Genomic DNA, 8,093 nt, shown 5'->3' with positions numbered 1-8,093 from the left:
CAGACTACAAAGCCGGTCGCTTCGTGGTCTGCGACTCCGAGACCTTCGACCGTCTGTTGACCGGTGCCCCATATCAGGCGGAGGCCAGCTAGCGGCTGCCGGCAGGGCGAAGAGCCGGTGACGGTCCGCACCTGGGGTAGTACTAACGTGGCGGTGTGCCCACCTTCTATCCGGTCGCGGCGTTCTGGGCGGACTGGAACCGTCTGCGCCCCGAGCAGCGTGCTGCTTTTCTGCGCGCCCGCACCCTGTTCGTGGTGGGGCTTTCCGTGGGAACCTTTCACCTGAATCCCGCGGGTTTCCTTCGGGGTCGCTGGCGGATTGGGCGGCAGAGGGGACCTGGCTGGATGGGACGGTCCGCCTACCACCAGGAGTGTCAGTGGCGGTGGAAGACGGGGGTGCGTCTGGCGACGAAGGCGGCGGGGCCTTCCCGGGCGTCCTGGGAGTGGTTGACGGCGGTGGCGTAGGGGTGGTCGTGGGCGTATGCGTCCTGCTCGGACAGGGTGAGGGTCTCGCGCAGGGTGCGCAGCACGGCTTCCACCGCCAGCGGGCCGTTCGCGGCGATGGCGGCGGCCAGTTCGCGGGCCTTCGTGAGGCTCTGGCCGGCGGGGACGAGTTGGCTGAACAGGCCGGCGTCGCGGGCCTCGACGGCGGTGATGGTCCGTCCGGTCAGCAGCAGGTCGGCGGCCAGGGCGACGGGCATCTGGCGGGGGAGTCGGACGGCGCCGCCGCCTTCGGGGTAGAGACCCCAGCGGACCTCGGGCAGGCCGAACCGGGCGTTCTCGGCGGCGACCCGGATGTCCGTGCCGAGCAGCAGTTCGGCGCCGCCGGCCACGGCGCTGCCCTCCACCGCGGCGATCAGCGGCTGGCGTGGGCGGCGGTCGCGCAGCAGCGCGTCGTAGACGCGGGAGTCCTCGGCGGACGCGGCGGCCCCGCCCTCACTCTGCCGGTCGGACAGGGCCCGCAGGTCCATCCCGGAGCAGAAACTGCCGCCGGCGCCGGTGACGATGATGACCCGGATGTCCGGATCCTGGTCGGCGCGGTCCCAGGTGTCGGCGAGTAAGCGGAACGACGTGTAGGTCAGCGCGTTGCGCCGGTGCGGCCGGTTCAGCGTCACCGTGAGGACCGCGCCGTCCTGTTCCACCAGCACCTCGGACATCGCCATCTCCGTCCTGTCAGCCGTCAGCCATCAGCCGTCAGCCCGTCGGGCCGTCCACGGTCCGTGGTCGGTGGCCCGAGGCTGTCACCTCTGGCACTTCATCTCACCGGCGGTCCGGCCGTCCAGCGAACGGCAGTACCTGGGACGAGGCGGTCTACGACGCCACCGGTACCGCCACCGCCACCGGCGCGGGGTCGGCCGAGCGGGCCGTCATGGCCTGGGTGCGCAGCGGACGCAGCAGCAGCGCGTAGGCCGGCCAGGCCAGGGCCGCGACGGCGAGGAACAGCAACTGGACGGACAACCGGCCGCCGATCAGCGCGACCAGCCCACCGGCCAGCGGCAGTGTGCTCTGGTTGAGCAGCACGATCAGGCTGATGACGCGGCCCCGTTCGGCCGGGGCGATCCAGTGCAGCCGTTCGACCCGGATGAAGACGTTGAACAGGCCGGTCATGCCCAGGCACAGGCCATAGCCGAGCACGTACAGCGGAAACAGCGGCGCGACCCCGATCAGCGCCGCGCCGACTGCGCTGAGCAGGAACGACAGCACGCCGATCCGGTAGATGGACAGGTGCCGACGCAGCCGTGACAGCAGCAGCAGGGTGCCGACGGAGAAGACCCCCACCGTGATCTGCAATGTCGCGAAGACGGTGTCGTGCTGGTGGAAACGGCCGATCGTCAGGGCTGCCCCGGTCGCCATGGCAAAACCCACCATGAGGTTCGCGACCATGGTGAGTCCGACCAGCGACAGCAGGATCGGCGCCGCGGCCAGGCTGCGCACACCCACCCGCAGATCCCCCAGCACGCTGCGACGCACCACACCGGCCGTCCGGGCGGCACCGGGGCTGTCCGCGGCGGCTGGGACGTCCGGGGTCAGTGGGTTCAGGCCGCGCAGGGCGGGGACGCCGCACGCGCCGACCGCGAACGCCACCCCGCTCACCCAGAGCAACTGGGTGGGGGAGACCCAGAGCAGCATCAGGCCGCCCGCGGCCGGTCCGAACACCCCCGAGCCGCTGTTGATGATCTGCAGGACGCCCTGTGCCTTCGGCAGATCCTCCTTGGGGACGAGCTGCGGGATGGTGGACTCCAACGCGATGAACGTCTGGGCGTAGCAGAACGCGCACAGCGCCATGAGGGTCGCGGTCAGACCGAAGGTGTGCCCCGGCCATCGGCCGAACGCCAGGACGGTGAGCAGGCAGGCCACCGCCCGGACGCTGTCGCTGGCGGCGTAGACGCGGCGCCCGCCGAACCGGTCGGACAGCACCCCGGCCAGCGGCAGCGAGCTCAGCCGGGGCAGCCATTCGACCAGGAACGCGAAGCCGGCCAGCGACACGCTGCCCGTCGCGGTGTAGATGATCAGTGGCACCGCGAACTGCAGTACCTGATCGCCCAGCGTCGAGAGCACGCGGGCGGCCAGGAACACCCGCAGCTGCCAGCTACCCATGCCTCCTCCCGAGGACGATCACGACATCAGCCAGGATGATCACCAATGTGCCGTCCCCCTCGCGGTCAGTGCGCATCGATGTCAATCCGTTCCTCGACGGCGGCGCTGAGCCGGTCCAGGCGGTCCCGCAGGGTCGGGGCGTCGGGGGCGACCAGGACGATCTGCCCGACGAAACCGGCGTTGTCCGCGACCTCGGCGCGCACACGCTGGCCCGGCGCGGTGGTGAGGGTCGCGTCGTGCAGGGGGATGCCGAGGTCGGCCGCGACGTCGGCGACGGTTGGGGTCGACACGACGATGCCGTCGCGGGGGGCGCGCAGCATGCGGATACCGCTGGCCGCGTGCGCCCGCGGGCGGGCGGGCTGGATCTCGCCGGTGGTCGACCAGCGTAGCCATTCCCGCCACGGGTCGAAACCGGGAAAGGCGAGCCGGGCGAGATCCCAGATGTGCATGCCGGCGGGACGCAGATTGGTCTCGACCGCGGCGACCCCCCGCTCCAGCAGGAAGAGTTCGGTGTGGAAGGCGCCGTTGGTCGGGGACACCAGATCGCGCACGTGCGCGCCGGCCCGGTCGAGCAGCGCGGTCTGCACGTCGTCCAGCGGCGCCGGCACGATCTGCTGGTATTCGGCCCGGAAACGGCCTGTCGTGGTGTGCTTCTCGGTCAGCCAGCGGTGGCCACCGGCGAAATCCCAGCTGTATTCGCGGGCGCCGGTCACCAGCGTCTCCACCATCACCCCATGTTCGTGGTACGGCGCCAGGGCCGTCCACACCCGCGGGCAGGCGGGGACGGAGGGGACGATCTGGCAGCCGCGGCTGTTGCCTTCGCTGGTCGGTTTGACGAACGCGGTGCCGCCGAAGCGGCGGACGGCCGACTCGAACGCGCCCAGTGAATGGACGACCTGGCTGCGCAGCGGCGTGTAGCCGTCCGGATGCGCGGTGGGGGAGACCGCGGCCTCGGCGGCGCGGAACCGGTGCTTGTCGAGGCCGAGCACCGCCCGGGACGGTTCGGCGCCGGGCAGCCCGAACCTGGCCGCCAGCTCCGCACCGAGCACGACGCCACGGTCAGCGAACGGCAGCACGCCGATCGGCCGCAACCCGAGCTGTCCCAGCCGCGCGGCGACCCGCTTCGCGGCGGCGAAGGCGCCGGTCGAGCCGGTCGAGCCGGGTGGGTCGGTCGCTTCGGGTGGGTCGGACGGGGTGAGCTGGCCGAGCGGGGCGGCGATCACGACGTCGGCGGCGGTGGCATCCCGCGGTCCCGGCCGCTCGGTGACCAGGACGAGCCGCGCGTGGTGTTCCCGATGGCACAGGTCGCGCAGTTTGGCGACGTCGTAGACGCGGGTGTTGTTGTAACCGGTGAGGACGAAGCAGGCCGTGGTCATACCGGCTCCAGAACGGCCGGCTGGGTCTGGGTCCGCTGGGTCGTCCGTGTGCAGATCTCGGTGAGGGTCGCCCGCAGGTCGGTGGCGTTGCCGCGGACGATCCCGGAAAGCGGTGTCGCCGCCGCGGCATAGCTGATCTCGCCGGCCTTCGCCGCCGGACGGGTGTTGTGGACGTGGGACACCAGCCGTCCGGTGAACCGGTGCGGGTCGAAGTCGACGGTGGCGTGGTCGGTGTCATGGTGGGCGGGGAAGACGAACCAGCCGTACAGATCCGTGGACAGCCGGACCTGCGGCTCGTCGATCTCACCGAAAAGCTGCTGCGCCAGGTCCACCTGGTAGAGGTTGATACCGGTGCGTAGCTCGAAGGTCTCCGCGACACCGGCGCCGCCGACCCGACTCGCCGTCTCCAGGAACAGAAACCGGCCGTCGCCGGCCCGGATCAGTTCGAAATGGAAACAGCCGTCCCGCTGGCCGAGTACGGGCAGGGTGCGGCGCAGCAGCGCGAGCGCCGCCGGCTCGTCGGGTGTCTGCGCGGAGCCCAGCGGGCTGCCGAAGGCGAAGTTCAGGCAGTCCCCGACGTAGACGCTGCACGTGGCCGCGCGGACGGTGCCGCCACGTAGATAACCGTCGAGGTGCCAGATCTCGCCGGGCACGAACTCCTCGACGAACACCTCGGCCGCGGCCTCGGCGCCGAGCCGGTCGAGGCGCTCGAGGACCGCCCGGACGTCGCCGGTCTCGATGCCGGTGCTGGACGCCTCCAACCGCGGCTTGATCAGATAGGTGCCGGCCGTCGCGCTGGACGTGGACGCGGTGATGGACGTGGGCGTGGACGTGGGGATGGGCGGGGTGCGGCGGAAGTCCGCGACGCTCCAGAACGCGGGCTGGGGGATGCCAGCGGCCGCGGCGCGGGTACGCATGAGCCACTTGTCTCGTAGCGGGGCGATGTCGGCGGGTCGGTCACCGGGGATGCCGAAGCGGGCACGCAGGTGCGCGGCGGGCAGCAGGTCGTACTCGGAGCGGGCGATCAGCCGGTCGGCGTTGCCCAGCCAGTCCGCGTGCTGTGCGGACAGGGCGTCCACGTCCGTGGTCGGGGTGGCCAGGACGCGGCTGTGGGCGCCGGCGGGCAGGCCGTCGGTCGTGCCCGTGCACAGGTAGCGCACGTCATGGCGGGTGTGGTCGACGGCCAGGTCGTAGCGGATCTTGCTGAACGGGATGCGGTGCAGGATGACGATGTTCATGGCCGATAGCCGATCTCCAGATAGGACTCCGTCTCGACGACGAAGTCGGCCGGCAGGTCGGGGCCGAGCGCGGTGATGTCCCACAGCGCCTGGCCGACGAAGATCTCCCGGTCGACGTCGGGCAGGGTGTCGCCGTCGTGGACGAACACCTTCTCCTCGAGCACCTCGACGCGCGCCGGCCGGCGGGTGATCCGGGCGATCCGCTGACCTGGATCGCCGAAGAAGACCCGGAAGAACGTCCTGCGCACCCCATCGGCCGCCGCCGTCTCGGTGCCCGCCGCCGCCGTGTCGGGCTGGTCGAGCAGCAGGTCGATCCAGCGGCCGAGCAGGTCGACACCGCTGTGCACCAGGGTGCTGGGCACGATGTAGGCGCCGCCGATCCGCGGGTTGATCTCGACGATCTCCCAGGTCCCGTCGGGGGTGTGGCGGGCCTCGACGTGGTGGACGCCGGTGTCGACGTCCAACGCCTTCAGGGCGAGCGTGACGTGGTCGATGCCGCGCTGCACCGCCGCGGCGCCCAGCGAGGTCGGCGGGCACACGCAGGCGTTCTCGAGCACCGTCCGGCCGGACTCGCGCAGGTCGACCTTCTCGTGCACGGCGTGCACGGTCGCCGAACCCCGTTGGACGCTGACCTCGAAGCTGCACTCCACGCCGTCGATGAACTCCTCGAGGAGAAACGACGGGGCGCCCTCGAAGGCACCGGCGTAGGCGATGTCGCGCGCCGCCCGCTCCCAGAGCTCGGTGAGTTCCGCGGCGCCGCCGAGGCGGTCCGCGCGCACGGCGCCGAGCGAGGCGAACCCGGTGCGGGGCTTGACGAAGTAGCGGGACGGGTCGGCCAGCGTGGCGTAACGCTCGGGGTCGAACGGCCAGGCACCCACCCGCGTCAACCCGTGTTCGCGCAGCCGCTCCCGCATCGCGAGCTTGTCCCGCAGCTGGCGGACGGTGCCCACGGCCAGGTCACCGGTGCCGATCGACCGGTTCGCGTAGGCCATCAGCTCCCGGTAGGCGTCCCAGACGCTGATCGCGCCCAGCAGGTGGACGCCGTCCGCCGCCAACCGGGCGAGCGTCTCGTCGACGTCGGCTTCGCGCAGACCGTGGCCGTCGCCGAGGTGTAGCGCCCCGACGTCCGCCTGCCAGTCCGCCGCCTCGCCGACGCCGGCGTCCGCGGGACGCGACGACAGGACGTAGGGGGTGATCCCCCGCTGGCGCAGCGCGGCGACCAGCGGCGCCACCATGGTCCTGAGCTGGTGCGAAAGAACGAGAAAGCCAGAGTTCCCAGCCATACCGATAATCCAATCCGGAACAGGGGTTTCGGTCGGCGTCAGGCCGACTGCGGTTCGACGGCGCCGAAACGCTCGTACATGTCCACGAAGAACTGGCGGAGCAGCTCCTGGATCTCGTCGAAGTACCGTTTGATGTCGACGATGTCCTGCTGGCTCTCCACAAAGAGACCGAGGATGTCCCACATGTCCTGGGTGTGGTCCTCGACGAGGTCGGTGTTCAGGTGCGCGGCCTGGCCGACGATCATGTCCTTGCCGAGTGACTTCGACATGGCCCTGATCTGCTTCGGGGTGATTTTCTGGGTGGTGTACTCGACCAGATAGCTGTAGCAGATCACGCCGAGCACCTTCTCGTGCTCCGCCACGAAGTACAGGTAGCCGGCGAGCAGTCGGGTGTACAGGCTCGGCTCGGTCTCGAAGATGTCCTGCGCGGACAGCCCCACCTTTTCGGCGTCCTTCATGAACAGGACGTCGTGCAGCATCTCCTCGTCCTGATAGGCCGCGTACAGCTTCGCCGCCTCGGCATTGACCTTCGTGATCTTGTGGAGGGCGTAGGACTGGGCGGTGCGCATCAGGCGAATACGCCAGGCGTGCTCGATCAGCGTCTGCCGGTAGTACCGCAGCTGGATCTCGCTGCCCTCGAGATGGCGCGCGAACGGTACGGTCGCGTTCCACTGGGCCATCTTCTCGTCCAGGAAGGCGTCGATCTCCTGCTTGGCCTGCGCGCTGTCGCGGGGCGACAGGAACGGCTTGCGGCGCAGCAGCGCGCTGTGGGTGAGGCGGTTCGTGGTCTCCATGGCAGTTCTCCTGATGCTGGTGGGTGTGCGGGTGAACGTGCTGGTGGGGGGGCTAGTTGACCTCGTCGAGGACGGCGTCGCCGTAGGCCCGGCTCTGGCAGGCCAGGCGCATGGCCGGGCTGTCCTCGCCGAGCAGTTCGAAGAGGCTGTCCTCCCGTGAGGTGCGCGGCGACAGGTTCTCGGCGCCACTCACGATGCGAACGGCGCAGATTCCGCAACTGCCGGACCTACAGCCGAACGTGATGATGTCATCCATGTCGGTCAGGTCGACGTAATCCTCGAAGTCGACCTTCTCGTCGGCGCTGACGAACTTCAGCGTGGGCATGTGACACCTCCATGCGGGTGTGTCGGATGAAAAACTGACCGGTTCGGCGGCGAACCGCCGGCGGCCCGACGGGCTGGGTCCGACGCGGTGGGCCCAGCGGTTCTCCTGGCCGAGTATCCGGTTCGGAGCGGATTCCATGCCTCCTCCCTGGGTGGCGCCGGTGGTTACCGGGTCGCTCACCTTCTCGCTGTTCACCGTGTCGCTCCAAGAAGCAGCCCTGGATATCCGGGGCGAGGGCAGGTGGCGCGGCCTCGTCCGGTCGCCGTCGCTGCTTCGGTCGCCATCGGGCGAGGCTTTCGGAAACCGCTCTCCCATGTGCCGGTACGAGGGTGGCCGTCGCCATCATGGCCATCCTGTCACCGGCTGATGACGGGATGGCAAGAATGACTTTACGTGGGATCACGTGGCCGACCGGCTGACGCGACGGCGCGTTTTCTGTCGAGCAGCCGACATGCGGTTCGGGCACTGTTCTCCGCCTGC

7 protein-coding genes are annotated in these 8,093 nt (G+C 70.1%); all 7 read right to left on the bottom strand.

The annotated features are described in order from the left end of the window. Window positions 1–373: 373 nt before the first annotated feature. The gene (locus G6R24_RS15755) at window positions 374–1,156 is read right to left on the bottom strand and encodes a crotonase/enoyl-CoA hydratase family protein (protein ID WP_163550004.1); all 783 of its coding nucleotides are present in this window, start codon (window positions 1,154–1,156) and stop codon (window positions 374–376) included. A gap of 154 nt (window positions 1,157–1,310) precedes the next feature. After that, a complete protein-coding gene (locus G6R24_RS15750; protein ID WP_163550003.1) occupies window positions 1,311–2,597 on the bottom strand; it encodes an MFS transporter in 1,287 nt (428 codons plus the stop codon). Window positions 2,598–2,662: 65 nt separating this feature from the next. Then, window positions 2,663–3,973 carry an ATP-grasp domain-containing protein gene (locus G6R24_RS15745; RefSeq protein WP_163550002.1) on the bottom strand — a complete coding sequence of 437 codons (1,311 nt, stop codon included), beginning with the start codon at window positions 3,971–3,973 and terminating at the stop codon, window positions 2,663–2,665. Further along, window positions 3,970–5,211, bottom strand: a complete 1,242-nt coding sequence (locus G6R24_RS15740; protein WP_163550001.1) for an ATP-grasp domain-containing protein — start codon at window positions 5,209–5,211, stop codon at window positions 3,970–3,972. Before G6R24_RS15740 ends, G6R24_RS15745 begins: the two co-directional genes overlap by 4 nt. After that, window positions 5,208–6,494: an ATP-grasp domain-containing protein gene (locus tag G6R24_RS15735; protein ID WP_163550000.1), complete on the bottom strand. Its 1,287-nt coding sequence runs from the start codon at window positions 6,492–6,494 to the stop codon at window positions 5,208–5,210. The genes G6R24_RS15740 and G6R24_RS15735 overlap by 4 nt, the downstream gene beginning before the upstream one ends. 38 nt (window positions 6,495–6,532) lie before the next feature. Beyond that, window positions 6,533–7,288 carry an iron-containing redox enzyme family protein gene (locus tag G6R24_RS15730; protein ID WP_163549999.1) on the bottom strand — a complete coding sequence of 252 codons (756 nt, stop codon included), beginning with the start codon at window positions 7,286–7,288 and terminating at the stop codon, window positions 6,533–6,535. A gap of 52 nt (window positions 7,289–7,340) precedes the next feature. Next, window positions 7,341–7,613, bottom strand: coding sequence for a 2Fe-2S iron-sulfur cluster-binding protein (locus G6R24_RS15725; protein ID WP_163549998.1), 273 nt, complete (start codon window positions 7,611–7,613; stop codon window positions 7,341–7,343). Window positions 7,614–8,093 lie beyond the last annotated feature (480 nt).

Source organism: Candidatus Frankia nodulisporulans, from assembly GCF_902806475.1.
In the GTDB taxonomy this organism is placed as follows: Bacteria; Actinomycetota; Actinomycetes; order Frankiales; family Frankiaceae; genus Frankia; species Frankia umida.
Note: the sequence above shows the minus strand (reverse complement) of the source record. Positions and strands in the feature narration are given on the sequence as shown.

Excerpts from the sequence above, each read along its gene's own strand:
- G6R24_RS15755 (WP_163550004.1), bottom strand. The coding sequence starts at position 1,156 with ATGTCCGAGGTGCTGGTGGAACAGGACGGCGCGGTCCTCACGGTGACG.
- G6R24_RS15750 (WP_163550003.1), bottom strand. The coding sequence starts at position 2,597 with ATGGGTAGCTGGCAGCTGCGGGTGTTCCTGGCCGCCCGCGTGCTCTCG.
- G6R24_RS15745 (WP_163550002.1), bottom strand. The coding sequence starts at position 3,973 with ATGACCACGGCCTGCTTCGTCCTCACCGGTTACAACAACACCCGCGTC.
- G6R24_RS15740 (WP_163550001.1), bottom strand. The coding sequence starts at position 5,211 with ATGAACATCGTCATCCTGCACCGCATCCCGTTCAGCAAGATCCGCTAC.
- G6R24_RS15735 (WP_163550000.1), bottom strand. The coding sequence starts at position 6,494 with ATGGCTGGGAACTCTGGCTTTCTCGTTCTTTCGCACCAGCTCAGGACC.
- G6R24_RS15730 (WP_163549999.1), bottom strand. The coding sequence starts at position 7,288 with ATGGAGACCACGAACCGCCTCACCCACAGCGCGCTGCTGCGCCGCAAG.
- G6R24_RS15725 (WP_163549998.1), bottom strand. The coding sequence starts at position 7,613 with ATGCCCACGCTGAAGTTCGTCAGCGCCGACGAGAAGGTCGACTTCGAG.